30 protein-coding genes are annotated in these 22,683 nt (G+C 62.4%); 14 read left to right on the forward strand and 16 right to left on the reverse strand.

Annotated elements, in window-relative coordinates:
- Nucleotides 1-47: 47 nt before the first annotated feature.
- The 7 genes from EDF58_RS20645 to EDF58_RS20675 form a co-directional block, all read right to left on the reverse strand.
- On the reverse strand, nucleotides 48-944 hold the full coding sequence (locus EDF58_RS20645) for a hypothetical protein (RefSeq protein WP_132269016.1): 897 nt from the start codon (nucleotides 942-944) through the stop codon (nucleotides 48-50).
- Between the two features lie 41 nt (nucleotides 945-985).
- Nucleotides 986-1,624 carry a hypothetical protein gene (locus tag EDF58_RS20650; protein ID WP_132269018.1) on the reverse strand — a complete coding sequence of 213 codons (639 nt, stop codon included), beginning with the start codon at nucleotides 1,622-1,624 and terminating at the stop codon, nucleotides 986-988.
- The gene (locus EDF58_RS20655) at nucleotides 1,621-2,052 is read right to left on the reverse strand and encodes a hypothetical protein (protein ID WP_132269020.1); all 432 of its coding nucleotides are present in this window, start codon (nucleotides 2,050-2,052) and stop codon (nucleotides 1,621-1,623) included. The genes EDF58_RS20650 and EDF58_RS20655 overlap by 4 nt, the downstream gene beginning before the upstream one ends.
- A complete protein-coding gene (locus EDF58_RS20660) occupies nucleotides 2,049-2,951 on the reverse strand; it encodes a hypothetical protein (protein ID WP_132269021.1) in 903 nt (300 codons plus the stop codon). Before EDF58_RS20660 ends, EDF58_RS20655 begins: the two co-directional genes overlap by 4 nt.
- Entirely contained in the window at nucleotides 2,944-3,621 is a 678-nt protein-coding gene (locus tag EDF58_RS20665) for an iron-containing redox enzyme family protein (RefSeq protein ID WP_132269023.1), read from the reverse strand. Before EDF58_RS20665 ends, EDF58_RS20660 begins: the two co-directional genes overlap by 8 nt.
- Nucleotides 3,618-4,757: a 3-oxoacyl-[acyl-carrier-protein] synthase III C-terminal domain-containing protein gene (locus EDF58_RS20670; RefSeq protein WP_132269025.1), complete on the reverse strand. Its 1,140-nt coding sequence runs from the start codon at nucleotides 4,755-4,757 to the stop codon at nucleotides 3,618-3,620. Before EDF58_RS20670 ends, EDF58_RS20665 begins: the two co-directional genes overlap by 4 nt.
- A 115-nt stretch (nucleotides 4,758-4,872) precedes the next feature.
- Nucleotides 4,873-5,430 carry a TetR/AcrR family transcriptional regulator gene (locus EDF58_RS20675; protein ID WP_243654406.1) on the reverse strand — a complete coding sequence of 186 codons (558 nt, stop codon included), beginning with the start codon at nucleotides 5,428-5,430 and terminating at the stop codon, nucleotides 4,873-4,875.
- 294 nt (nucleotides 5,431-5,724) lie between these two features.
- On the opposite strand from EDF58_RS20675, the gene EDF58_RS20680 reads away from it, so the two are divergent.
- From EDF58_RS20680 to EDF58_RS20710, 7 genes are all read left to right on the forward strand, one after another.
- Nucleotides 5,725-6,210, forward strand: a complete 486-nt coding sequence (locus EDF58_RS20680) for a hypothetical protein (protein WP_132269029.1) — start codon at nucleotides 5,725-5,727, stop codon at nucleotides 6,208-6,210.
- A gap of 7 nt (nucleotides 6,211-6,217) precedes the next feature.
- Entirely contained in the window at nucleotides 6,218-7,051 is an 834-nt protein-coding gene (locus tag EDF58_RS20685) for a hypothetical protein (RefSeq protein ID WP_132269031.1), read from the forward strand.
- A gap of 29 nt (nucleotides 7,052-7,080) precedes the next feature.
- Nucleotides 7,081-7,488 (forward strand): hypothetical protein, encoded by a 408-nt coding sequence (locus EDF58_RS20690; RefSeq protein ID WP_132269033.1) that lies wholly within the window; start codon nucleotides 7,081-7,083, stop codon nucleotides 7,486-7,488.
- A 10-nt stretch (nucleotides 7,489-7,498) separates the two neighbouring features.
- Nucleotides 7,499-7,951 (forward strand): hypothetical protein, encoded by a 453-nt coding sequence (locus EDF58_RS20695; protein WP_132269035.1) that lies wholly within the window; start codon nucleotides 7,499-7,501, stop codon nucleotides 7,949-7,951.
- 102 nt (nucleotides 7,952-8,053) lie between these two features.
- Nucleotides 8,054-9,628, forward strand: coding sequence for a DUF4153 domain-containing protein (locus tag EDF58_RS20700; RefSeq protein WP_132269037.1), 1,575 nt, complete (start codon nucleotides 8,054-8,056; stop codon nucleotides 9,626-9,628).
- Between the two features lie 2 nt (nucleotides 9,629-9,630).
- Nucleotides 9,631-9,825, forward strand: a complete 195-nt coding sequence (locus tag EDF58_RS20705) for a hypothetical protein (RefSeq protein ID WP_132269038.1) — start codon at nucleotides 9,631-9,633, stop codon at nucleotides 9,823-9,825.
- A 37-nt stretch (nucleotides 9,826-9,862) separates the two neighbouring features.
- Nucleotides 9,863-10,618, forward strand: a complete 756-nt coding sequence (locus tag EDF58_RS20710; RefSeq protein WP_132269040.1) for a hypothetical protein — start codon at nucleotides 9,863-9,865, stop codon at nucleotides 10,616-10,618.
- Here the strand turns inward: EDF58_RS20710 and EDF58_RS20715 are convergent.
- On the reverse strand, nucleotides 10,605-11,288 hold the full coding sequence (locus EDF58_RS20715; protein WP_132269042.1) for a DUF1311 domain-containing protein: 684 nt from the start codon (nucleotides 11,286-11,288) through the stop codon (nucleotides 10,605-10,607). The genes EDF58_RS20710 and EDF58_RS20715 overlap by 14 nt on opposite strands.
- Nucleotides 11,289-11,419: 131 nt before the next feature.
- Here EDF58_RS20715 and EDF58_RS20720 point away from each other — a divergent pair, with 131 nt between their 5' ends.
- Nucleotides 11,420-12,193, forward strand: coding sequence for a hypothetical protein (locus tag EDF58_RS20720; RefSeq protein WP_132269044.1), 774 nt, complete (start codon nucleotides 11,420-11,422; stop codon nucleotides 12,191-12,193).
- Nucleotides 12,194-12,198: 5 nt separating this feature from the next.
- Here the strand turns inward: EDF58_RS20720 and EDF58_RS20725 are convergent, their stop codons facing one another.
- The 6 genes from EDF58_RS20725 to EDF58_RS20750 form a co-directional block, all read right to left on the reverse strand.
- Nucleotides 12,199-12,858, reverse strand: a complete 660-nt coding sequence (locus tag EDF58_RS20725; RefSeq protein WP_165921502.1) for a hypothetical protein — start codon at nucleotides 12,856-12,858, stop codon at nucleotides 12,199-12,201.
- 10 nt (nucleotides 12,859-12,868) lie between these two features.
- On the reverse strand, nucleotides 12,869-13,282 hold the full coding sequence (locus tag EDF58_RS20730; protein WP_132269048.1) for a hypothetical protein: 414 nt from the start codon (nucleotides 13,280-13,282) through the stop codon (nucleotides 12,869-12,871).
- 166 nt (nucleotides 13,283-13,448) lie between these two features.
- Nucleotides 13,449-13,817, reverse strand: a complete 369-nt coding sequence (locus EDF58_RS20735; protein ID WP_132269050.1) for a hypothetical protein — start codon at nucleotides 13,815-13,817, stop codon at nucleotides 13,449-13,451.
- Between the two features lie 13 nt (nucleotides 13,818-13,830).
- Nucleotides 13,831-14,364: a lysozyme inhibitor LprI family protein gene (locus EDF58_RS20740; protein ID WP_132269052.1), complete on the reverse strand. Its 534-nt coding sequence runs from the start codon at nucleotides 14,362-14,364 to the stop codon at nucleotides 13,831-13,833.
- Nucleotides 14,361-14,852, reverse strand: coding sequence for a hypothetical protein (locus tag EDF58_RS20745; protein WP_132269054.1), 492 nt, complete (start codon nucleotides 14,850-14,852; stop codon nucleotides 14,361-14,363). The genes EDF58_RS20740 and EDF58_RS20745 overlap by 4 nt, the downstream gene beginning before the upstream one ends.
- A gap of 49 nt (nucleotides 14,853-14,901) precedes the next feature.
- Nucleotides 14,902-15,402 carry a hypothetical protein gene (locus EDF58_RS20750; RefSeq protein ID WP_132269056.1) on the reverse strand — a complete coding sequence of 167 codons (501 nt, stop codon included), beginning with the start codon at nucleotides 15,400-15,402 and terminating at the stop codon, nucleotides 14,902-14,904.
- Nucleotides 15,403-15,449: 47 nt separating this feature from the next.
- On the opposite strand from EDF58_RS20750, the gene EDF58_RS20755 reads away from it, so the two are divergent.
- The gene (locus EDF58_RS20755) at nucleotides 15,450-15,947 is read left to right on the forward strand and encodes a hypothetical protein (protein WP_132269058.1); all 498 of its coding nucleotides are present in this window, start codon (nucleotides 15,450-15,452) and stop codon (nucleotides 15,945-15,947) included.
- A 339-nt stretch (nucleotides 15,948-16,286) separates the two neighbouring features.
- On the opposite strand, the gene EDF58_RS20765 is transcribed toward EDF58_RS20755, so the two are convergent.
- Nucleotides 16,287-17,486 (reverse strand): tetratricopeptide repeat protein, encoded by a 1,200-nt coding sequence (locus EDF58_RS20765; RefSeq protein WP_165921503.1) that lies wholly within the window; start codon nucleotides 17,484-17,486, stop codon nucleotides 16,287-16,289.
- A gap of 183 nt (nucleotides 17,487-17,669) precedes the next feature.
- Between EDF58_RS20765 and EDF58_RS20770 the strand changes: the two genes are divergently transcribed.
- From EDF58_RS20770 to EDF58_RS20785, 4 genes are all read left to right on the forward strand, one after another.
- Nucleotides 17,670-18,137 carry a hypothetical protein gene (locus EDF58_RS20770; RefSeq protein ID WP_132269064.1) on the forward strand — a complete coding sequence of 156 codons (468 nt, stop codon included), beginning with the start codon at nucleotides 17,670-17,672 and terminating at the stop codon, nucleotides 18,135-18,137.
- 15 nt (nucleotides 18,138-18,152) lie between these two features.
- A complete protein-coding gene (locus tag EDF58_RS20775) occupies nucleotides 18,153-18,722 on the forward strand; it encodes a hypothetical protein (protein WP_132269065.1) in 570 nt (189 codons plus the stop codon).
- A complete protein-coding gene (locus tag EDF58_RS20780) occupies nucleotides 18,682-19,314 on the forward strand; it encodes a hypothetical protein (RefSeq protein ID WP_132269067.1) in 633 nt (210 codons plus the stop codon). The genes EDF58_RS20775 and EDF58_RS20780 overlap by 41 nt, the downstream gene beginning before the upstream one ends.
- 425 nt (nucleotides 19,315-19,739) lie before the next feature.
- Nucleotides 19,740-20,159 (forward strand): lysozyme inhibitor LprI family protein, encoded by a 420-nt coding sequence (locus EDF58_RS20785; RefSeq protein WP_132269069.1) that lies wholly within the window; start codon nucleotides 19,740-19,742, stop codon nucleotides 20,157-20,159.
- A gap of 485 nt (nucleotides 20,160-20,644) precedes the next feature.
- Here the strand turns inward: EDF58_RS20785 and EDF58_RS20790 are convergent, their stop codons facing one another.
- Nucleotides 20,645-21,541 carry a LysR family transcriptional regulator gene (locus tag EDF58_RS20790; protein WP_132269071.1) on the reverse strand — a complete coding sequence of 299 codons (897 nt, stop codon included), beginning with the start codon at nucleotides 21,539-21,541 and terminating at the stop codon, nucleotides 20,645-20,647.
- Between the two features lie 142 nt (nucleotides 21,542-21,683).
- On the opposite strand from EDF58_RS20790, the gene EDF58_RS20795 reads away from it, so the two are divergent.
- Nucleotides 21,684-22,667 (forward strand): aldo/keto reductase, encoded by a 984-nt coding sequence (locus tag EDF58_RS20795; protein WP_132269204.1) that lies wholly within the window; start codon nucleotides 21,684-21,686, stop codon nucleotides 22,665-22,667.
- The last annotated feature ends 16 nt before the right edge of the window (nucleotides 22,668-22,683 follow it).

Consider the following 22,683-nt stretch of genomic DNA (forward strand, 5'->3'; position numbering starts at 1 on the left):
GGTGACGGAGCAAGCAAACCGCCCTGTCACCGCGCATCGCGGCCCCTTCAGTCGCAGCTTACGCCGTAGTCGGACACGGTGGGATCCTCGTTGTCCCCCACAGTGGTTACGCCAAGCTTTGCCTTGCCCTTGCGATAATCGAAGCTGCAATAGCCGAACCCGGTGCCCGAGCAGCTCTCCACCTCGGTTACGCCAAGCAGCGCCAGTGCCTGTTCGCGCTCATCGATGTGGTCATCGGGGACGCCGTGGTTCGCTGGCGTCCAGCCTGCCGCGATCAGCGCCTTGCGGGCGTGAGTGATGGGCATGTCGTTGATCGTCGGCACTGCGCCGCCGCAAGTCTTCTCCTCAGCGGCGAGCTTGCCGATCACCAGCCCCTGCGCGCTGCGGCGAATGTCCGCGATCGGCGCAGGGACGATGTCGCCGTGCCAGATGCGCGCGCCGTCCTTGCCGAACGGCTGGATGCGGCCGATCGTCTCCTTGCTGCTCGAGCGGGCGTAGGCAATAGCGCGCAGCGCAGTGCCCTCGAATACGCCGATGTTGCCCTTGCTCACGAAGCACGAACCGCTAGTGCCCGGCTCGAACGAACCGGCGAAGCTGACCAACTGGTAAGCGCCAAGCTTCGCTTCTCCGGTCACGCCCCAGCCCGCCTTGGCGACCTCGCGGGCCGCGGCGGACTTTGCATCGATGACCTGCCCGGCGCATTCGGACCTGCTCGCGGCACTGGCGGGCGCTTTGGGGAGCTGCGACACCGGATCGAAGGCGAGTTCCCTGACCTCAGAAGTGAACCCGGCTTTTTTCTCGGCCATAGCCGCCTCAGACATGACGCCGGTGGCGGCTTCGGATGCGGTGTCGCTTGCATCGCTGCCGCGACCATGGTCGCCTGAGGAACAGGCCGCCAGCATGGCCAGCGCGCTCATCGCAGTCGGAAGAAATAGTTGCTTCATCGAGAGGGTGCCTTTCACTTCGATCGGGGGGAAGAGCCGGATCACCCCGGCGTATCGACCGATTTCATGTCGCAGGTGGTTTCGTAAATGGCGCAGACACCGCGAAACCAGGCGGTTCCGAAGGTCATCATGTCGCGAACGTCGCTGTCGTCGTGATAGGTAAGAAGCACCCAGTCGCCGCTGCAGCCATGAATCTCGCCGATCCGGTAGACCTCGGTCAGCCATCGGTCACCAAGGTCGACGATGCGCGGCGACGCGGCATCGGGCAGCAGGTAGCCGCGCGCGGATTGCACCCCGATCTTCACGGTGTCGGACGATACCCAGCCCTCGCCCGCGAAGACCTCGCGGCGGGGATGGCCGGCCTGATCGTTCGGCGCATCGGACGCATGGGCAATGTGCAGCCAGCCGGGCTCGGTGCCGATCACATCGAGATATACCGGATAGTCTCGTTTCTCGTCATGGACGGGCAGCGTGCCGAGGAGCGCCGACCTGTCGTCGGGCGCTGCCATGACGCGCACTGCCCCGCCCTCCCAGCGTTGCCATGCGCCGAACGCGCACTGCGTGGGGCCAGTCGGCGCTTTCGCATGCGGCGGCAGCGGACCGAGCCTGCGCGCCGAGGCCGGGGCCTGCGCTGCGAGAAGCCCGATCACCGTCACTGAAATCGTGGCGAGCCGGATCATGATGGGCACGAACCGGCACGGACGCGCGAACCACCCTTGCCGTCGTACCTGCGTGACTGTGCGCCGGTGGCCGAATAGCAGACCCGCGCAAGGTTGCTGGCCGGATTGAAGTAGATCGCACAGTTGCGCCGGTCGCAGGCGTGCTGCTGGCAACCGATGACGATAAGTTCCCCGTTCTCGCGCCGGATCTGCGGGAACGGGCTGCCCTTGGCGCCCAGCAGCCAAGCGCGCGCCTCGGGATCGCTCACCCCGCGCGTCACTGCGGCGCGAACCGCCGGGTGATCGAGAAAACTGACGCCGTCCACTTTGTCGAAAGGATACTTACCGACATAGGCCTCCACCGGCGGCGCCTTTGCAGGCGGAGCGGCAGGGGCGGCAGCGCTTGCGAAGCAGGTCAGAGCCGTGAGAGCGATACGTGTGGCAATCATTGACCGGTTCCTTCCATCTCGGCCTGCCTGCGCTTCATGTGCAGGAGGAAGCCGTGCAGAAGTTCGGTCGACAGGCCGTGCAGCATCAGCCGGAAGCCCGCGCGCAAAGTAGAGTGCGGCACCAGCGGATGGCCGTTGACGATCATCGCGAGGTGCTTTTCCTCCCCCGTTAGCCGGGCAGCATAAAGGCCGATGGTCTCGTCCAGCTGCAGCGAATTGGTGGCGCGCCAGAAATCGCGGTCGGTCAGGAACATCGCGTAAGCGGGGGTGTAGCACTCGATGGCTGTCTGAAGGTCGATCACGTTGAAGCGACCGCGCGGCAGTTCCTCCAGTTCGACGTCCTCGGTGATGGCGGAGAAGTCAATCCGCTCCACCTTGTCGATGTCCTTGCCGCGACGATCCAGTTCGGCGTTCAGGCCGATCAGGTAGTTGTAGATGTTGAGGTCGTGGTTGAGGAACAGGTTGGCGCGCACGTCGTCGATTCGGCGCGGGGTCATCGGCTCCAGCGGGGGGTGAAAGCCCGGCGTCGCATTGTCCGAGATGAAGCGTAGGATCTGCGCGCCCAGATGAAAGTGGCGCAGGATCAGCCGGTTGGCGTCGGGGGTGAGGAAGTGCTTCATCCCGAAGGCGATGCTGGCGTGCAGGAAGCGCGGCGCATGCGGCCAGCGCGGCGTCACAGTATGGACAAGCTGCGCGGCGACGATCCACATCCGCGCGAAGGGACGCACGATCGGCAGCAGGAACTGGCGGCTGCGTGAACGCTGGTCGCGGATCAGCGCGGCCTTGGCCGCAGGCGCGATCGGCAGCGAACGGTCCATCGACAGCGCCAGCCACGGATCGGGATCGCTGCGGTCCCAGTCTGCAATGTCCGGGATGTCAGGCCCGCGCATGTCAGACATTGTCGAGTTCTTCCAGCTGCAGCCGGTAGAGCCGCGCCACAATGCGGGCATGGCGGACCACCGCCGTCGCCGTGGCCGCATCGATGACGGCCATCGCCAGCGCGCGGTCGAACATCGCCAAATGGTCCTCATCGTTTGCACCGTGATAGGCAAGAAAGCTAACGGCATCCTCGTCCAGCGCCAGCTGCATGCGGATTGCCTCCGCCCAGGGCCCGGCCATGCGGTTGCCCAGCCCCTCGATCACAAACATCGCGCCGAGCAGGCCGACCGGGTTCGCCTGCGACGCCGCGTGGAACATGAAGGCCGAAAGCGCCTCTGAACCGATGTTCTTGACCCCGCCCCGGATCTCCTCACGCATGCCGCCGGCGGCGACATAGTTGTCCTCCAGCATGCGATAGTCGCGGTGCTCGGCGGCGGCATGGCGGATGAACAGCGAGCGCAGCTCCTCATGCTCCAGGTTGGAAGCGGCGCGGCTGATCCAGCGGCCGCCGTCGACAACCTGCTGACGCAGGTTGAACAGCAGGCTGCGATAATCCTCTATCCGCAGGCGCCCCGAAAGCAGGCGGGCGATCACCGGAACTGCCGCCAGCCCGCTCTCGAACTCGATCCACGCACGGGCAAGGCCGCGATGGGCAGACTCAAGGTGCGCAATGTCCAGTACCTCGGTCATGTTTCATCTCCGTCCACCACGGTCATCATCGCATAGGCCATAACGCACTGACCGCTCTCGGGCACGGCGCAGAGCACCGTCTGGCCCGCCGCCAGCCTGCCGGAGCGCAGCAGGTCGTCAAGCAACAGAAACAGCGAGGCCGCGCCGACATTGCCCTTTTCGTAAAGGTTGGTGAACCAGCGGTCCTCGGGGATCAGGCACCCGGCCTTGCGCGCCAACGCAACCATCTCGTCGCGCAAACTGCGGGCGGAGAAATGACAGAGGAAATGGTCCACCCCGCCAGGATCGACCCGCCCTTCGTCGACGAGGCGCATCAGTTCGCCAAGCCATACTGGCAGCATGCGGTGCAGCGCCTCGACATCCTGCCGCAGCTGGAACGCACCCGCCTGCGCAGCCTCAGCGATCGTGGGAAAATGGCTCCAGGGCACAAGGTCGCCCTGCTCGTTCAACGCGGCGCCACCGGTCATGCACGGCGCGAACCGATCGGCGAAGGAGCGCAAAGAAATCCAGTCGATCCGCAGCGAGAGCCCGCGCGGCGCAGGGCGGTCCTCCACCAGCACCCCCGCAGCACCGTCACTCAGCGTCCAGCGCAGGAACTCGGCATCGCTCGGCAGCGTGCCGTCGGCATTCATCGCGGCGGTGCCGTGATAGTGGCCGGGCCGGAAGTAGCGGCTGGAAAACTCCGCCCCCACCGCCAGCGCCGCCGCGTGCTCGCCTGCGGCAACCTGCAAGGCTGCGGACTTGAGCGCCATCATCCCGCTCGCGCAGACGCTCTGCATGCTGGCGATCTCCACCGGCGGCAAACCGGACTGGGCATGCAGTCCGCTGGCCAGCCCCGGCACCATCAGGTCGTTCTGCGTAGTGGCGGTGGCAAGGTAGCCCACCGCGCGCCGGTCCAGTCCGGAACGGGCGAACAGATCGTCCAGCGCCGCCGCGCCCAGCCGGGCCAGTGTCCAGTCGGTGGTCCCGTCCGGCCGCATGGCATAGTGACGGCTGCGAATGCCGTTGCGGCGCAGCGTCAGCCTGCCGAGCCGCGCCGCCTGCAGCGAGAGGCGTCCGATATAGTCAGCCATCGCGTCGTTGGAGACCGGTTCTCCAGGCAGGAACTGCCCCGATCCGGTAACATAGGCCCGCATTCAACACGCTCCCGAAGTCTAGGACGAATCATCGGAAAGCCGGTGATGGCAAAATTATGATCGGTGTTCAATATAATTCTGGACGGCGATTAATTTCACCGCAGCCAGAGCATTTTCAACAGCTTGTGCGAGCGGCCGAGAGGCTTTCGCGAACGCGGGCAAGCGCCAACGCCATCGGATCCTTTTCGCCCATAAGCGCGAAGGACCCGTTGATGTCGAACATGCAGTGGCCGTGCACCGTCGCCACAAGTGAACGCGCCAAACGCGGCGCCTCTGCCTGACAGGCGGCCGGGAGGGCGGCGCGCACTTCCTCCACTACAACGTCGGTCAACTGGCCGCGGAGCACGTCATGCTCGGGCGGCATCGTCACGTCAGGTGGCAAGTGGTGGTCGTAGATCGCCATCCATGCGTTGCGGTTGGTATGGGCAAAGCCGAAGTAACCTTCCACCAACGCACGGATGCGGTCTTCTCCGCCTTTTTCCAACGCATTGCGGATGTAGGTTGTCCACAAGACAAACGTGCGTGTATTGATAGCGATGATAAGCTGATCATACGTTCCGAACACATTATACAGCGTACCGATCGAGTATCCGATCCGCTTGGCGACTTCCCTCGCCGAAAACCGCGCGAATCCCACGTCAGCCATGTGTTTGTGGCCTTCAACGATGAGCATGTGCTCCAGCTCTTTGCGGCTGTGATCTGATCTGCGACCCATAGGCGTTCACCATAACAAACAACTCAAAAATGTACATCGTCGAATTTTTAATTGATCGTCGATCAATTCCCCTATAGACCTTTGGCCAGAATCAACAGCTTGGATGCGCCATGTCCGTGATTCCCGCCAGGTCTACTAACGTGTCCGCTCTGGCATGCCGCATCGTGGACAGCCGAATCATCGGAACGGCGATGGACGCGCACCCTATCCATGCCCGGTTCACCGCAAAGTCGGAAAAGGGGAAAACCCGTCGTGCGAAAGATATCTCGCTACACCGCGATCGCCGCAGCCGCCTTGCTGGCAGGCAGCGGCAGCGCCTCCGCCCTGACAACGCCGCCCCCCGACCGGGCCGTGTTGGCGCTAGGCACGCTGGGACCGCTAGATCTGGACGTGAACAACGGCCCCGGCAAGGCGTTCCTTGCCTCGCTGTTTCCAGGCCAGAGCGATCCTTGTCCGCTGCCAGCAGGCCAGAACCCGGATTTCGACGGCGCCTGCATGTGGTCCACGGACGACAACGAGGAGGATTTTGACCTGCTCATTGGCATCGAGGACCACGCGCTCGTCAGTGTGGTCACATCCTGGCCGCGCCAGCTCGACGCGCAGATTTGGGCCTGCGAGCCGGTCGATCCGGTCAATCCGGACAACTTCCTGAACGTGTGCAGCGTCCAGTCCGCCACCCCGGCGCACCGCGCGCACTGGGCAGCCAGTTGGCGAGCCTTCCTGAACGCCATGAACTGAGGCGCCCATGACCAGAAACGCGATCACCAAGCCTGTGATGAGTGGTACGCTCGGCCTTGTCGCCTTCATGCTTTCATCCAGTGCGCCTTCGGCCTTCGCACGGGCCGCGCGCGATCCCTTCCCGCCCGACTATAACCAGGCGATAGGTGCGGTATGCCGCTCAGTGGCGGAAGACCAAGCCTGCACACTCGGCGGCCGGGAATGGTCCTACTGGTTCAGCTTCACCACCGAATTAACAGGCCTGAAGACGTACACCGTGGTCGCCATAGGCCGCCCGCGCGATGGCGTCAGCGACCTGTTGGGCACGACCGCGAAGATGCCGATCGCACAAGTCACATACGGACTGCGTGACAACGCCTGGACGTTGATAGGACGGCAGATCGATCTGGGCGAGGTCTACGTCAACAATACCGGCAACCCCTCGATGTCCGACGACGACGGCGATGCCGCCTACCTGGAACAGCCTCTGCAGGGCGGCAGCGCACTGGTCGGCTATCCCACCGTGACGATGGCTGGCGGCGGCGTGAACCTGCATGGCCATGTGCTGTTCCGCTCCGACCCGGCGAAGCCCGGCACGTGGTCCTTCGGCGGCGAGATCGTCGATGCCTCCGACAACTGGAACGACTGTGACCGGGAAACCGCGCCGGAGAAATGCTATCGCTCCTGGGGCAAGCTGGCGCTGACCGGCAAGACCGTGGCGGGATGGCCGGAACTGCAGTCCACGCAGACAGGCACGCTGCCCGGACCTGATGGCCAGGCGCGGCGCGCCAAGCCCGCCGACGGCTCGGTGTGGCGCTTCAGTGCCGCCAGCCACGCCTATCAAACCGATTCCACCCGATGACGGAGCCCCCAATGATTCGAACTTCCCTGATGATCGCAGCACTGGCCGGCGCCATCTCCGCCGCGCCCGCAATGGCTGCGGCGCCCGCTTGCCCCGGCAGGAGCTTCAACACCTTCCTCGCAGCGTTCGCCGCCAACGCGGATATTCAGCGCGCCCATGTCGCGGATCCGCTGTCTTCCGGCCGGATCGATGCGGAAACTGAGCCGGAGCCGCGCATGGTTACGTCAAGTTTGCCCAAGGCGGCGCTCGGCTTTCCGATAATGCCGCTGGGTGCGGAGCGCCGCCGCGATGGGCTTGAAATGCGCACCGCCCCCAAAGGCGGCGGAAAGTTCGAGGTCGTGCTGGCCAAGCCGGATACCGGGTATCAGCTGCGCTACCAATTCCAGCCGGTCGGCGACTGCTGGCAGTTGTCCGCGATGACTGACGAATCGATGTGAGGAGCCTGCCATGCACTACCGAATGACCACCGCCGCGCTTGCTCTAGCCGTCTCGATTACGCCGGCGCTTCCCGCCCCGCAGGCCATCGCCGCCCCGGCGCGGCAGGGCTTCGACCGCTTCTTCGCAGGCTTCCGAGCTGCGGTTCTGGCCGGAGACAAGGCAAAGGTCGCTGCAATGATTGCCCTGCCGTTCAAGGACTTCGCGGGCGGCGAGGTTGACCGCAGCGCCGCCACGCGCGCGCAGTTCCTCGTCCGGTACGACCAGATATTCACCCCTTCCGTGATCGCCGCGATCCGTGCTGGCAAAGTCCGCGCCTTCAAACCCGGCAGCGATGACGGCGAGGCCCCCGGGCCGATCGTCAAGGGCGAATACCTGCTGGATTCACCGGAATTCGCCAACCAGCTGGTATTCTCGCCCAAGAACGGCACCTATGTCTTAAGCCGGGTGCCTTTCTATTCTTGAATTTTTTGAACATCGATCAAATTATGAATTGATCGATGTATATTTGGCCGGCATATTGGTGCCGAAGACGGATTGCACGGCAACGTTCCATGGCAAAGCGGCATGGCGGTCGCAGATCACCAGACAAGCGGAGCCTCGAAAACGGCCATGAACATTTTTGCTGGACCGGATGAAACGCAAAACCCAACCTGGCCGCTGCGTGCTTGGGGCCTTGCACTGCTAGGCGGACTGTCCGGTCTGCTAATCTACTGGATCATCCGGCCGGACAAGTACCTGCCGAACCTCGATCACGCGGACCTGCGGGCGGCGGCGGCCAGTTTCATCGCGATCGCCGCCGTGCTGCTCGGCTTCGTGGTCGAACGCGGGAAACTGGGCTGGAACATCGCTTTCGCGATTGTCGGCGGCGCGCTGGTGGGGCTGACGGTCTACTTCAACGGTCCGTTCGGTGAAGGCGAGGATGCCTGGCGGGTAGCGTGTGCCGCGCTGGCGGTGGCGATCTGCACCCCGCTGTTCCAGGCCTGGCGCGGGGCGCAGCCGTCCGAGGGGCCGCTGAGCCGCGCGATCCCCTATCCCGAGGCATATCGCCACGCCTGGGGCGACGTGGTGCTGTGGCTGGCAGCATGGGCCTTCGTTGGCGTGGTCTGGGCAATGGCGACGCTGCTGGGACAGCTGTTCAAGCTGATCGGCATCGTGATCCTTGCCGAACTGCTGAACGATGCCTGGATGATGCTGACGCTGAGCGGCGCCGCGCTGGGCGCGGGCATCGCCATGCTGCGCGACCGCGACCATATCCTTGCGCTCATGCAGCGGGTGGTGACGACAATCCTCTCGGTCCTCGCGCCATTGCTGGCGATCGGCCTGCTAGTTTTCCTCGCGGCGATCCCGTTCACCGGCCTTGCACCCTTGTGGGGCGCAACGCGCTCGACAAGTCCGATCCTGCTGAGCTGCATCGTCGGCGCGCTCTGCCTTGCCAACGCGGTGATTGGCGAGGAACAGCCGCACGAAGCGCGCAGCCCCCTGCTACGCGCAAGCGTCGGCGCGCTAGGGGTGTGCATGCTGCCGCTGGCACTGATCGCCGCGCTCTCGATCGGCCTGCGCCTCCACCAGTACGGCCTGACACCCGACCGGCTGTGGGCGGTGATCTTCTCCGGCATCGCCTGCGCCTACGGCCTCGCCTACATCGTCACGCTGGCGCATCGCCGGCTTGGTGCAGCGCCGTACCTGCGCGCCGCCAACCTGCACTTGCGATGGGCCTTGCGGTGCTGGCGCTGGTGCTGGCCACCCCGCTGCTCAACTTCGGCGCGATGTCCGCGCGCGATCAGGTGGCAATGCTGGAAAGCGGCCGCGTTCCGCTTAAGCAGTTCGACTGGGCCGCACTGCGCTTCGATTTCGGCCGGGCCGGTAAAGACGCCGTGGCCCGGCTGGCGAAGCAAGGCCGCACGAAGGAGATCCGCACTGCGGCCGCTTATGCGCTCAAGGAAAACAGCCGTTATGCGCTGGAACCACGCCAGTTGGCAGAAGGCAAGCCGCAACCATATAATCGCGATCATCTCATCGTTCTTCCCCGCGGCGCGCAATTACCTGCCGCTCTCTACGACCAGCTCAGCAGTTATTCGGCCTGCTACACCAGCGCCACCTGCGTGGTCTGGTACACACCGGGCAGTCGAGAGGCGGTGATTGTGACCAACAATGGATCGACGCGCTACCATCTGAGCAACGGAGCCTGGGGCCCCAATGAGCGTAATCCGGTGCGCACCGCAGAACAGAACCGCCAGATCGAAAATGGTCTAGCCACCGGCAAGGTGGAAGTGCGCACCGTGACACGCCGCCAAGTTTACGTGGACGGCCTGCCGGTCGGCCCGAATTTCGAGTGAGCCACATTTCTTCCCCAAAGCAGTTTGAGGTAAACCCATGCCCCCTATCCTGATGATGGCCGCCGCCCTTGCCGCCTCCCCAACTGCGATAGGTCAAAGCTTCGAGGCGCTGACGCAGGCCAGCAAGGACGCCCCGCTCTGCACCGAAGAAGGCGGCCTGTGTGTCACCGGCACGCCAGAAGGTGCCTTCGTTGTCACTCGCAAAGGCAAGCCCGTCGCGCAATGGACCGCGAAGAAGGAGCAGGACGACGATCGGTTCCGACCCCTTCCCTCGGTGCTGCGCCTGAGCGACGGCAGCGGCGTACTCGTCGGGGTCGGCGTGCAGCGCAGCAAAATGTATTCCGGCGGCAATGCTGAAGTGATCTTTCAACGCCTGATGCTCGTGCGCTTGGGCCAAAAGCAGGGGAGTGAACCGGTCGCAGTAATGGAGGCGCCCTACAGCAGCGACATCTCTATCCGGGCCTGCTTTGACGAAAAAGACATGAAGCAGCGACTCGATGCCTGCGCCGATCAATATACTCTGACGAGCACCCTGGCGTCGGCGCCCAGCACTCACGGGGGCACGCAAAGCGGCATGCCCGACCTTATCCTGGTGGTGAAGGCCACCAATTTTCCGCGCGGGGTGAGCCGTCAGGCGGACTCGCTGGAGATGCCTGCGCTAACCCAAACGGACCTCGTCGAGGAAACCGACAAGATCTGTACGTACAGTCGCCGCTATACTTTTAATGCTGCGGCCCACGCCTACCGACCCAACGTGCCGCTGCCTCCATGCGAGGATTTCACGGTTCCGTGACGCCGTCCGCCTCAGGCTGAACGGCGACCCGGAAGAATGGCTCACCGCCCAGCGCGCAGGGACTTTCGGCCGACATGGCGCTGTCGGTGACGACCATGACGGTGCCAAACCGTTCAAGCCTCACGCTGCGACGGGGTTGCCCGTGCAGCGTCACCTTGCCCGCCATCGCTGATGCTCCCAGGCTGCCGGTAACCCGGCATATGCTTTGCCCGTAGGCAGGCTGCGCCTCAACGATCATCACGCTGCCGTCGTCAGTCACCGCGACTGTTCCGGTGAAGTTGCGCCAGGTTCCCGCGCGCAACTCGGGCCCGCCGAGAACCACCGCGTCAAGAAACGCCGCACGCTCAGCCAGCACCGCCTGCAAGGCTGCCGCGTTGCCGCCCGAGGCCCGATAGGCGAGGCCGCGCAGTTCCTCGAAGTAATGCTGGTCATCGGCGAGCGCCATGGCTGCATCTTCGGGAAGGTCCCGGCGCACGGTTTCGAAGCGAGCCGTGATCCTGCGGTCAAGCGCAGCGCTTGCCGGGTCAGCGCAGATCGCGCGCGATACCTCGTCCATGTACGCTGCAGCGCAATCCAACGACGGGTCGCCACGCTCGGCCGCATGAGCCGATGCAACCGTGGTTGCCGCGAGGGCCAGAGCGATGGCGTAGCCCAGATTCGTGACGGTCATGAACGGTCCTTCCTTGATCGCATCTTGGGTCAGGAACCTAACTTGCCACAAAATAATCAATGTTCAATATATAATTGACTGATGTCTATTTATGTCGCACCTTCCCCTCGCCACGATGGAGATTCAGACCCATGCGCAAGATTGCCCCCGTTTTTGTCGCTGTCCTGCTTGCAGCTTGGGCCCCTGCGGCGGTCGCGCAGCCCGAACCGGCCACGCGGCTGACTTTGTGCCGCCCCGGTTCGGACATGCCCAGCGCCGAACTGGAGACGCAGGCGCTAGGTACCGCGACCTGCCCTTACGACGAAACCGATCTGGGCGGGCGCATCGCACATCTGATCGAGCGTGCCAGCGGCACTCGCATAGAGCATGTCGGCTTGGCACTGAGTTTCGGGCTTCCGGGGATCAAGCCGATCCGCAGCGAACGCCGCATGACTGCGTATGCGACAATGGCAAGTGGTAAGGACTGGAAGATGCTGATTGCCGTCCGTGAGGCGGCTTTCCCGCTCGGCGACGACCAGCCCGCCGTCTTCGAGACTGGCGCAGATCCGCGCCGGCTCGTCGGCCTGGACAAGCTCGATGTCGAGATCGATCTGACGCTCGAGACTAAGAACGGCGCAACCGGCCCCGATGGCTGCCTGACCGCCGCACGGTTGGCGGCAGCGGCGAAGAGTGCGGGGTGGCAGGACCTCACCACCGTTTCCCAGACGTTCGTGACCGATGGTGGCCCGGGCTACCCGCTCTATCGCGGGCCGGAAGGGCGCATCATGACCTTCACGCTCGATCGGCAGGAGGGCGGGCTGCCGAGCGGGAGGGACATGGAAAGCAGTTGTCTGCGCAAAGTCATGATTGCAACCGCTGCCAACACCCCGGAAGGACTCAAGCGCCGCACTCTCCCCGTGCCCTGACGCTTTCAGTAAAGCAGCCAGGGTACGACCTTGTCGGCCCCCTCGATGCGGAAATACTGTCCCACCAGCGCACCGCCGAGCTGGCAGTAGGGCGCCAAACTGCCCGGCCGCACGCTCTCGTCCTCGATCGCCAGCGCGATACCGAGGCGGCGTATAAGGATGACATGGCCTGAGCTATCTGTTGGCGTCACTACGATGCCATCACCCGCCGAAGCCGCAGATCCCTCGATGACGCAGATACCTTTGCCTCTATCAAGGGTATGGGAAATGCTGACTATCTTGGCATGGCCTCTATCGTTCAGGTCGAGCAGGACTTCCTTCATCCCATCGCTCCAGCCGCCTTTCATGCCCTGCCAGTCGCCGGGCCGGATGCTGGAGAGGAACTGGTGTCGCTGATCCTTTAGCGATGCCGTCACCTCCTCCAGATCCTGCGCGCTTGCCTTGCCTTCCCGCACCATGACAGCCGCTCTTTTTGCGAGCGCCTGTGCCCAAATTTTCCACGCCCTCTGGTTACCGCGTAGCACCTCGGCGGAAACTGGATCGAGGGTGGCCGCTACCCTGTCCGCCTCCGCAGTCATGGCTGACTGGCGATCAGGGGTGGTGGATGCAGCGGCAGGCGCGGCAGTAAGGCACAAGGTCAAAGCGAGAAAACGTACACGAACCACAGCCATTCCTTTATCGAAAGATCTTCAATGTTGCCATTGCCGGCGTGAAAAGCCGGGCCACCTCCGCGGGGTAGTCACGTTCCAGCATCTCCCAGTCGGTGCGCGGCAAAGGCAGGAATGCGGCATCGCTATTGCCCTGACTGTCCTTGCAATTGTGCAGCTCGAAGTCTAGGCGGAGCACCTCGGCAAGCGCTGCCAGAGTCTCGGCGCGGTCGGCATCCCCGCCTCCGTAATCAATGCGCGTAAGCGCCCCTCCGCGCGTGATCTCCAGCCACAAGTCATCGAAGCGCGCGGACAGCGCCGGCAAGCCCAGCAAGGCTGGGCATTTTGTCGCGATCTCATCCTCCTCCTCGCCGCGGTCGACCCACAGCACGATTTCGTCGGTGTCTGGCGAGCACATCGAACAGGTAATGTGGATCGGCATGCGCGATGTAATGGCGGATGAGTGCCATCGGGACGGTCCGGTCGACGGGACCGGCATGAACTGGGCGGGCGGCGTCCGCGATGCGCCGTTCCTCCTGGTTAGCCTCCCACAGCTCGAAGGCATCGTCGGTCAGTGCGATCCGCGCGGAATCCCGGGTTACGGGCAGTCATAACAGCGCACCTGCCCGGTCTCGCTCCAGCGGTATTGCACGCAGCCATCCACCAGCGAGATTTTGGCAAAGCAGGGCATGTACGAAAAGGCAAGGTGAGCGGGATGGACGATGATCTCGTCGCGGCGATAGGGCATCCGCACAGCGCATGTCGATCTCGAACGGGTCGGGATGAAAATGCAGGTTAAACTTCAGACGACGGGGGGCATGGTGCAGCGCGCCGATCGATTCCACCGTCGTACCTCTGGCGTATGAGAATATAGCGTCCAGGCGCTCCGCCGTAATGCGCCCGGTCGGTTTGCCATCTGCTCCGCTGCCTTCGAAATTGCGGCTGATCAGCGCGTGCAACCATTGTCCTATCTTCATTGCATGCTGGTCCTTATGGATCGCTTGTGCTGCTGAAGTAGGCTTTCTCCAATTCCCGCAATTCCTCGTTGCGGCGTTGGTAGTGCGCGATCACGCAATCCTCCCCCGCCAGCCCTTGCGCAGTGCCATAGCCAAACACATCGTCGATGATACCGCAGTCGGCCTCGGCAAAGGCCGTCCAGTGCCGCTGCGCCTCGGCGAAAGAGGCTGCCGCGCGGGAGTAATCGGTTCCGGCAGGGCCTTTGCCTTCCAGGGCCTTGCCAATGCGCGCCACGATCCCCGCCTGCGCGGTCTTGAGCGCTTCGCGGTGGTCGACCATACAGTGCCCCCAGCCCAACGTGGTGCCTTCGCCCTCGGCTTCCGCCTTCTTCACGCACTGCGCCAGCCATGCCGGATCGTCCATCGGCTGGGTCTGCCTCGCCGGGGCCTCGCTTGATGGATCGGGCGCAGCCACGACGGCTGCGGCAGGCAAGGCCTGACCGGCCAGCAGAAGCCCCGCGAGGACGCGTGCCATCGCCGCGCCGCCCGCTCTGCTCAGCCCGATCATGTTCCTTTCGCTCCCTTCAGGCACTCGGAAATGCGGGCGGCGACAGGATTCCAGGTGGCCGCAGCCGCCTTGGGATAGACTAACCGGAAGCTGGCGAAGCGCACCGTATCGGACAGGCCGCGCTGGTAGAACACCTTGCCATCCATTGTTCCCGACAAGGCGTACCAGCCCGGCTTCGACGCCTTGTAGGTGATCGTTCCATGCTCACCGGTGATGTGCGCGGTTTCCGCCGCCAGCACCTGCGCGGGCGTGAGGTTTTGCGCATTGAAGGTGCCCCATACCTCCAGTCGCGTTCCATCCGCCGCAACGAACACGCGCCCGTCGCCGTTGTCCGCCTCCGGCTGCGGGGTCAGCAGGTCCGCCGGGAAGCAGATCAGAAATTCAAACCGCGCATTGCCGTACGTATTCCAGTCGTGCTGCGGCGGCGCAGCGCCCCAAACGGCGGATATCGGCGCTGCGGCGGCCGCCAGCAGCGCCAATTGAAGCATTCTCATTGCGGTTCCTTTCCGGTCGGATGCAAAGATACATAAGTCGGTGTTACGCGCCCGGCGCGATACGGGCGAGCAGCGCTTCCCAGTCCGCAATCAGCCGCGTGCGCTGCTCGGCCGGCACTACCAGCGAGATGCAGATCGTGGAGACTTCCCTGTTTAGCACCCGCTTGCATTGCCAGTTGCGGGTGTTGAGCGGCATTTCGCCCCAGAACACGACGCTGTCGAGCTTGCGGCGAGACAGCGACACGAACATGTCCGGCAGGATCGCGCCGCTGGTGTTCGCCCCCGGCGCACGCCATTCGCAGACGGCATCTGATGATATCAGGTCGGCGCCGGGCCCGCAGGGACCCTGCTCAGTGTACTTGGGAAACCACCGCTCCAGCATAGCCAAGAAACGCGGTGACGGCCCTGCAAGGTCGGCCCGCGACAAGCCGTTCAGCGTTGCATGGATCTGGGTGACCTCTTCCGCGCGGGCAGAAACCGTTCCTCTGAAGGTCGACGCGATCAGCATGACGGCGGCGGCGGCGGCATGCTTAGCGAAAGCCATGTCGAACCTCTTCGATATCCATGATAACGGGGGCAACCTAGCGTAAAATGATCGCCGTTCAAATTAAAAATCGACAGCGATCATTTTTGCAGGGCGTGGTGGCCGCAAGATTACGAAACATCGTTCTATATGACCACTTCATCTTCATGAAGGTGCCTTTCGATCCTGGAGGAGCGATCATGCCCGTCCGGATGCTGAGCGCATGTGCGGACATCGGCGTTGCCGCCTGCTGCCCACCGTCAACCCTGCCTGGCCGCCGCGCCCTCGTTCGATTGCCGCAAGGCGTCCTCGTGCAACAAGAAGCTGATCTGCGCAATTCTGGGCTGGCCTCGCTCGACCGCCAGATCGCCGCACGGTACAGGAGGCTGCTGACACAGTTCGACAGCGCCTCCGCCAAGCTGCTGAACCAGGATCAGCAATGGTTCATGACTGGCCGCCGCGACGACACCTGCATGGGCCCGCGTTCGGCCAAGGACCTCGCCAGTACCCTGCGCCGCCGACTTGCCTTCCTAACGCGATCCGGCTGTCCCCGCCCGCCGGATTGATCGGCAAGTGGCGTAACGTTTCCGGCGAGATCCGCCGTCGCCTGTCCGGAACCGCCTCGTTCGCGGCGAACACGTCAGAACCGTCGGTCGGGCGCCGGGTCTGCGATGCCCAGGGCAACACCGCCAGCGATGCACATGGCCGCTGGACCGCACAGATCACTGAGCCGACGGCCAGCCATCTCACTGGTCCGCACCAGACCGCCGCTGACAATCACGCAGAGTGACAACAAACCGGGTTACTGCGGCCGCAACCGATCGCTGTCCGTCGGGTACTTTTTCGTAGGCCCGAATTAACCGCGCGTCGCCCCCCAGGCTGCTTAGGTCCGGCTTAGGAAGCCCTCAATAATCCACCACCACCGATTCGGTCTTGAGCACCGGCGGCGCCGAGGCGAGCGCCTTGCGCAGGGCCTGCGTGGACGGATGGTTCGCGCCCAGCGTGCGCTCGTCTATTTCGATCGCCGTGGCAATCAGCGCCTTGCCCTCCTTTTCATGACCCATCGCCCGCTCCGCCATGCCAAGGTTGCCGTAGCTTTCCGCCGTGTCGGGATGATAGCGCCCGAGTGCCGCTTCGCGCAGCTTCAGGGCTTGGCCTAGTTGCACAGCCGCCATCGAGAACATGTCTTGGCGGTAGTAGTTCATCCCCAGACCGTTATAGCCGCTGGCGGTCGTGACGTGCTCTGCGCCATACAGCTTCGTCCACATATTGATCGCGATGCCGTACATCATCTTCGCCTTGCCGGACTGGCCCTGACTATCGAGATTGAGCGCAATGTTGAGTGCATTCTGGGCGACCAAATCCGGCACCGTGCCATCCGCCTCGCGGATGGCCAGCGCCGTCTCGAACAAACCTTGCGCTTCGGCGAAGCGTCCCTGCCCGCTCAGCGCCGCCGCCAGATTGTTGTAGCTTGTCGCGGTATCCAGATCGTTCTCGCCCAACTCCTGACGCCGGATATCGAGCGCGCGGCGATAGAACGGCTCGGCTTTGGCGGGGAGCCCCTGCTTGTCGAGGGTCAGCCCGACGATCGATAGGGCGTGCGCCGCTTCGGGCGCCTCTGCCTTGCCCGCCGTCCGTAAGAGTTCCAGCGCCTTATAGCTTTGCGCCGCGCCCTCATGCAGCTTGCCCTGCATGGTCAGGTTGTAGCCCAGCGCCGAGTAGGCCTCCGGTACAATCGGCGCGGAGTCCGCATCTGTCTGCAGCAGTTTTAGAATGGCGCGGCGCATTGGCTCTGCCCGCTTGTAGTCGCCTTGGATTTCGATGTTGCGCGCAAGCCGCTGCATGCCCGCTGCAACCATCGGATCACGCTCTCCCAATAGGCGCCGTCGTTGGTTTAGCGCATCGCGCCAAACAGGCTCGGCGTCCACAAAGCGGCCCTGCTTTTCAAGAGCGTCCGCTTTTCGCATCGCTTCGCCAAGCCGCGCGACGGCGGTATCGACAGCGGCGACTTGCTTGGCAGTCGGTTCCCGCGCCTGAACGCCCGGAGCGAGGATAGCAAGAGCCGCGCCGAGCGCGGCGCAAGCCACAGGCTTGCAGGAAACCATCGTAATTTCTTCCGTTGCCAAAATGCTGGATTGGACATCACCATACCGAAAATTAATCGCCGTTCAAATTACAATTGCACATTGATTATTTTTGGATAGTCTTCCTTCCCGTACGGACAGTCAGAGGGCCCTATGCGACATTCAGCGTTCCGCCGGATATCCATCTGCACAAGCGCGTCAATTATGCTCGCGGGTTCTGCGTATTCCGCCACTGCTGAGCCGACCTCGCCTGCCGAAACCGAGGAATTTCTGAGGGAGGCGACCAGCGCCTGCCGGCGAGGTGAGTTCTACGAATTTTTGGAAGCCTTCATCGCCTCCGGCGCAGTGCGTGCCCGCTACCGCGACGTGCCCTCTGAGCCTTTCCGGATCGGCAAAGTCGATTATGCTAACCTCGATCCGTCCTCGGTCGCGTTGTCCAATCCAGATCCAAACAAGCGTTTCCGCGAACTTGCCGTCGACGTGACGGACTTGCCCGGCAAGGGTTGTCGTCTAACTTACCAGCCCGGGATTTTTCAGGATGACGGCGAAGGCAACGGCCGAACCCTTGTGCGCAGGATCGGCATGCCAAAGTCCTACGACTTCGCATGGAAGAATGGCTGCTGGCGGCTGAGTAAGGCCGGCAACTTACCCCCGGCAGCTGGAGCGAAATGAAGACAAGGAGAAGACATGAAGGTGGTTGCTTTGACGGGCTTGGCTTTGCTGGCCCTTGCAGGATGCAGGCAGACGGCAGGCACGTCCGATGAACAAACCCAAGGCCCCGAGATCACGGCGAAGACCGCCACGCCGAACGCCACTCTCGTCGTCCAGCCCTCCATCGCGCCTGCGGTCGATCTGACGCCTTACATTGGCAAGTATCCCTTCGACGTCGTGGAGGGGCATCGCTTCCTTGATAACCCGGTGGTGAAGGCCGCGATCGCCGCTTCGGTGCCAGACGCGAAGGTTCGTGCGGTCGTCCGATACAAGGACGGCGAACTGGGGATCCCGATCAAACGCGTCAAGGGCGGCCGGTTGCTGATATGGGGCGGCGAGAACCACGCCGAGGACTATAGGAACTGGGCTGTAGTGCTCGCACCCGATGGGTCGGAACCCGAAGTATGTATATACGGCGGGCTGGGCTACGATGAAGACTTCCAGTCTTCGCAATGGTTCGAACCGGGCACGCCCAGCCTCATGAAACAAGGCAAGTGCCCTTCGGATGCTGAAGATTATCCCGCTGTGCCGATTGCGGCTGGGTAAGTTTGTATCGCTGATGCCTGGGAAGCAGCCGGTTGATCGCGATTGGTGCCACTATTTTGGGTGCCGCGACCGGCCAGCTGCCATGGAGGGAGGTTTCAAGATGGGCGTTCCTCGATCTAATTTGATGACAAAGAAGGCCGGAATGAATGGCTATCGTCACTGTGCTGTCGGCATGGTCGCGATGGCCAACTGCGTTTCACCGGTATTGGCTAGTGGCCAGCTACCCCCCTCACCAATGGAATCGCGCCGCTTTTCCAGCTTCGCAAAATGCTTGGCGTTCCTGAAAGATCGGTATCGGGCAGACTTGAAAAAAGCAGATCGCAGGCCGATTCGCGTCGATGACGGAAGCAGCCAGACGCTGATTGATAGCCTTGGCGTCGTCGCCACTTCGCCAAAGATTGCGACTTACAAGGTGACCGAAGGCTGGAGCTTCCGCCGGCCGGATCTGAAAATCCGCCAGATCATCACAAGCTACAGTTACGAGACAACCTTTATGCGGTGCGATCGTGAAGAGCTGACGGGGTCAAGCTATAAAGGCTACGCACTCGAAGGATTCGAAGATTTGCCCGAGAACTGGGACCCGACAAAGTAATCCGCTATGGCGTCTCGAAACGCAATGAAAGAATACGTGTCCTTCCTCGTTTGAAAACCGCTAGTGTGGCCATCTGCGAACTGTCGATTCCGATCAGCGCGATGCGCAGATCGATAGCCTCGCGCCATTGACGCCCAGCTTCGCGATGCTCCTCAGCTTTGTCGAGAGCGTGGCCCGCGCTCCATGGTAACGCCAAGTTCGGCAATGCCGGGCATGATCCGGCCGGTTGGGTTGGGGTGGGGTGGGCGGCGGTGGGGTCGGAACTTGGCCCACACCTGCGGCTGCGACGACGACTAGGGCAATGGCAAACTGGCGGGAAGCCTAGAGTCAGGAATACCGATAATTACACAGCGATTAATAAAAATATAGCCATCTTTCAATTTAGTGCTAGTTTGAGGCAAGATGGCAGAACGACTGAGGCGGTCATGATGAAAGTTTGGGCAATCGCAATCGTCGCCGCAGGCACGATCGCTGCGATGCCGGTGCTCGCGCAGTCTGACGCCGAGGTTTCGGCGGCCTACACACCTTTGTTCGATCGCTGCATGAAAAGCGGCGACGCGGCACAAGGTGTCACCGCTGGCGTTATGGATTGCCTAGGCCGCGAAAATATACGCCAGGATGCCCGCCTTAACCACACGTACAAAGTGGTCATGGGCGGGCTCAACGCGCCACGAAAAGCCACGTTGCGCGGGCTGCAGCGTTCCTGGCTCGAAGAGCGCGAGAGTACCTGCCATGCGGCTATGGATGAACTTGGCGGAGGCACGGCCTCCGCAATCGTTTATAGTAATTGCTTCCTGGACGAAACGATAAAGCGCACGCTTTATCTGAAGAATTATCGTCCGTAGCGTTTGACTTTGAGACTTAGAATTACTTCGTCCTCCTACCGTCCGTACCGCGCTTCAACACAGATCCGCACGAATTAGTAATGAGGCCGTTTGCGCATCCTCGATCCTGATCGGGCACGCATCGCTTCGATCTAAAGGTTTCTTATCGGCGCCGCGGCGGAGCACGATCGGTGCTTTGCAATTTTCACGGGATCGTGCGCGGGCTCAAACGGATGCCGTTCTCGTCGATCGGCTTGTCCGTCCAGGTCCTGATCTTGCCGAGAGGGCCGCCGGGTTCGGCAAAAGGAGCGCGGCCGCATCAAAACTCTGATCGGCCTAGCTTCAGCCAGGACAATGATGGGTCTCACTCCGATGATCACGGCCTTCGCCAAGCTCGTTCGCAGCCGGATGCGGAACGCCGCATGGTGGGACGAAGCTGCCGTTTCCCATCACCCCTCATAGTCAGGTCGTAGCGAAACGCGCCATTTAATCGAGAGGCGAGAACATCATTGGGACCGGTAGCGAAGCGCTTCAAGCACGATCTGGAACGCAGGAGAAGGCTGTCTGCGACTGGTGTAATACAGATAATATCCATCGAAAGGCTCGCACCATTCGTCGAGCACCCGAACAAGGGATCCGTCAGAAAAGTGATTGAGAACATGATCCTCGATCATGAAGGCAATGCCATGTCCGGAAAGCGCTGCTGTTATGATGAGCTGCGCATCGTTGAATACTAACTGACCCTCAGCCTTAACTCTCAGCTCTTTGCCCCCGCGCTCAAATTCCCAGGCATATAGTCCGCCGGACGAAGACATGCGCAGACTAATGCAATTGTGGTTTGCCAGGTCATAAGGCGTCAAGGGCGTTCCCTCGCGAGCCAGGTATGATGGAGAAGCGAATGCAGCCATTCGGAGTTTGGGACCGATTGGCACGGCAATCATGTCCTGTTCCAACGCTTCACCAAGGCGAACCCCAGCATCATATCGATCGGCAACGATATCTACGAAGCCACCCTCGATACTGACTTCGATGTTCAAGTCAGGATTTTCGCCCGTCAGGCGGTTGATGACCGGCCACAGCACCGCACGCGCCGCATGAGCGCTGGAAGTAATTCGAACAGTTCCTCCGGGACGTTGGCGAAGCTCCGTCAGCGTCGCCAGCTTGTCATCGATCGTATCGAATGCAGGTCGCAGCGTCTCAATCAGACGTTCACCGGCCTCCGTGGGGGCGACGCTGCGTGTCGTGCGGGTGAGCAACCGCAGCCCCAATCTGGCTTCCAGACGTCGCACCGTATGGCTCAGCGCAGATTGCGAAATTCCGAGCTTTGCTGCGGCTTTGGTAAAACTACGTTCTTCCGCGACGGCCAAAAACATCGCGAGATTGCCCAATTCTTCACGTTTCATAGCCAGCCTAACCGATCAAGTTTCATGACTTCATGTCATAGACCCAAGCGATTTGCCCTGTCTAATTATCAGAACCGCTTCGCGCTACCTTTTGATCATCCTAGCCCCGCTTGTGACGATGGGCCGAACGAGGATTTTGATGATGCAGAAGCGCGTATTAGGCCGCAGCGGCCTTGAGGTATCGGCTCTTGGGCTTGGATGCATGGGTCTTAGCTTTGGCTACGGTCCAGCTACCGATCGCACAGAAGCGGTTTCACTACTCCGCGCCGCGTACGATCGCGGCGTTACCTTCTTCGACACGGCCGAAGCCTATGGGCCCGGGGACAATGAAGAGGTTGTCGGCGAAGCACTGGCGCCGGTTCGCAATCAGGTGGTCATCGCTACAAAGTTCGGATTCGAGAACGGCAAACCGGGTGATGGCTTGAACAGTCGTCCCGAGCGTATCCGGCAGGTCGCGAACGAGGCGCTGTCCAGGCTGCGTACCGATCGCATCGACCTTTTTTATCAGCACCGCGTCGATCCCAATGTGCCGATTGAGGACGTAGCTGGAACGGTTCGCGACCTTATCGCAGAAGGCAAGGTCAAGCATTTCGGCCTGTCGGAAGCCGGACCGGACGCTATCCGTCGCGCCCACGCGGTGCAGCCCGTGGCCGCACTTCAAAGCGAGTATTCGATGTTCTGGCGCGAGCCGGAGTCAGAGATCCTGCCACTGCTCGAAGAGCTGGGGATCGGCTTCGTGCCGTTCGCACCGCTCGGAAAGGGCTTCCTCACCGGCAAGCTGAAGGCGGGCACGACGTTCGCGGCCGATGACTTCCGCAGCACTGTGCCGCGCTTCCAGGCCGATGCGATGGCGGCGAACCAGGCGCTCGTCGATCTGGTCACGACGATCGCCAGCGAGAAGGAGGCCACGCCCGCGCAGGTCGCGCTTGCATGGCTGCTTGCACAGCGTCCGTGGATTGTGCCCATCCCTGGTACCACCAAGCTCCACCGGCTAGAGGAAAACCTGGGCAGTGCCGATCTGGGGCTGACCGATCAGGACATGGTGCGCATGGCTGACGCCCTGTCGGGGATCGAAGTCCAAGGCGAGCGCTATGCGGCTTCGCATCAGCAGTTCGTGAATCGCTGAACCGAACGAGGACCAA

Source organism: Novosphingobium sp. PhB57 (assembly GCF_004342985.1).
Classification (GTDB): Bacteria; Pseudomonadota; Alphaproteobacteria; order Sphingomonadales; family Sphingomonadaceae; genus Novosphingobium.

What these genes read in the sequence shown, in the direction of transcription:
- EDF58_RS20675 (WP_243654406.1), bottom strand. Translation starts at nt 5,430, where the DNA reads ATGCTCATCGTTGAAGGCCACAAACACATGGCTGACGTGGGATTCGCG.
- EDF58_RS20690 (WP_132269033.1), top strand. Translation starts at nt 7,081, where the DNA reads ATGATCGCAGCACTGGCCGGCGCCATCTCCGCCGCGCCCGCAATGGCT.
- EDF58_RS20665 (WP_132269023.1), bottom strand. Translation starts at nt 3,621, where the DNA reads ATGACCGAGGTACTGGACATTGCGCACCTTGAGTCTGCCCATCGCGGC.
- EDF58_RS20685 (WP_132269031.1), top strand. Translation starts at nt 6,218, where the DNA reads ATGACCAGAAACGCGATCACCAAGCCTGTGATGAGTGGTACGCTCGGC.
- EDF58_RS20740 (WP_132269052.1), bottom strand. Translation starts at nt 14,364, where the DNA reads ATGATCGGGCTGAGCAGAGCGGGCGGCGCGGCGATGGCACGCGTCCTC.
- EDF58_RS20710 (WP_132269040.1), top strand. Translation starts at nt 9,863, where the DNA reads ATGCCCCCTATCCTGATGATGGCCGCCGCCCTTGCCGCCTCCCCAACT.
- EDF58_RS20735 (WP_132269050.1), bottom strand. Translation starts at nt 13,817, where the DNA reads ATGAAGATAGGACAATGGTTGCACGCGCTGATCAGCCGCAATTTCGAA.
- EDF58_RS20660 (WP_132269021.1), bottom strand. Translation starts at nt 2,951, where the DNA reads ATGTCTGACATGCGCGGGCCTGACATCCCGGACATTGCAGACTGGGAC.
- EDF58_RS20650 (WP_132269018.1), bottom strand. Translation starts at nt 1,624, where the DNA reads ATGATCCGGCTCGCCACGATTTCAGTGACGGTGATCGGGCTTCTCGCA.
- EDF58_RS20755 (WP_132269058.1), top strand. Translation starts at nt 15,450, where the DNA reads ATGATCGCCGTTCAAATTAAAAATCGACAGCGATCATTTTTGCAGGGC.
- EDF58_RS20645 (WP_132269016.1), bottom strand. Translation starts at nt 944, where the DNA reads ATGAAGCAACTATTTCTTCCGACTGCGATGAGCGCGCTGGCCATGCTG.
- EDF58_RS20770 (WP_132269064.1), top strand. Translation starts at nt 17,670, where the DNA reads ATGCTCGCGGGTTCTGCGTATTCCGCCACTGCTGAGCCGACCTCGCCT.
- EDF58_RS20695 (WP_132269035.1), top strand. Translation starts at nt 7,499, where the DNA reads ATGCACTACCGAATGACCACCGCCGCGCTTGCTCTAGCCGTCTCGATT.
- EDF58_RS20715 (WP_132269042.1), bottom strand. Translation starts at nt 11,288, where the DNA reads ATGACCGTCACGAATCTGGGCTACGCCATCGCTCTGGCCCTCGCGGCA.
- EDF58_RS20785 (WP_132269069.1), top strand. Translation starts at nt 19,740, where the DNA reads ATGATGAAAGTTTGGGCAATCGCAATCGTCGCCGCAGGCACGATCGCT.
- EDF58_RS20720 (WP_132269044.1), top strand. Translation starts at nt 11,420, where the DNA reads ATGCGCAAGATTGCCCCCGTTTTTGTCGCTGTCCTGCTTGCAGCTTGG.
- EDF58_RS20775 (WP_132269065.1), top strand. Translation starts at nt 18,153, where the DNA reads ATGAAGGTGGTTGCTTTGACGGGCTTGGCTTTGCTGGCCCTTGCAGGA.
- EDF58_RS20765 (WP_165921503.1), bottom strand. Translation starts at nt 17,486, where the DNA reads ATGGTTTCCTGCAAGCCTGTGGCTTGCGCCGCGCTCGGCGCGGCTCTT.
- EDF58_RS20655 (WP_132269020.1), bottom strand. Translation starts at nt 2,052, where the DNA reads ATGATTGCCACACGTATCGCTCTCACGGCTCTGACCTGCTTCGCAAGC.
- EDF58_RS20780 (WP_132269067.1), top strand. Translation starts at nt 18,682, where the DNA reads ATGCTGAAGATTATCCCGCTGTGCCGATTGCGGCTGGGTAAGTTTGTA.
- EDF58_RS20750 (WP_132269056.1), bottom strand. Translation starts at nt 15,402, where the DNA reads ATGGCTTTCGCTAAGCATGCCGCCGCCGCCGCCGTCATGCTGATCGCG.
- EDF58_RS20670 (WP_132269025.1), bottom strand. Translation starts at nt 4,757, where the DNA reads ATGCGGGCCTATGTTACCGGATCGGGGCAGTTCCTGCCTGGAGAACCG.
- EDF58_RS20745 (WP_132269054.1), bottom strand. Translation starts at nt 14,852, where the DNA reads ATGCTTCAATTGGCGCTGCTGGCGGCCGCCGCAGCGCCGATATCCGCC.
- EDF58_RS20730 (WP_132269048.1), bottom strand. Translation starts at nt 13,282, where the DNA reads ATGCCGATCCACATTACCTGTTCGATGTGCTCGCCAGACACCGACGAA.
- EDF58_RS20700 (WP_132269037.1), top strand. Translation starts at nt 8,054, where the DNA reads ATGGCGGTCGCAGATCACCAGACAAGCGGAGCCTCGAAAACGGCCATG.
- EDF58_RS20795 (WP_132269204.1), top strand. Translation starts at nt 21,684, where the DNA reads ATGCAGAAGCGCGTATTAGGCCGCAGCGGCCTTGAGGTATCGGCTCTT.
- EDF58_RS20790 (WP_132269071.1), bottom strand. Translation starts at nt 21,541, where the DNA reads ATGAAACGTGAAGAATTGGGCAATCTCGCGATGTTTTTGGCCGTCGCG.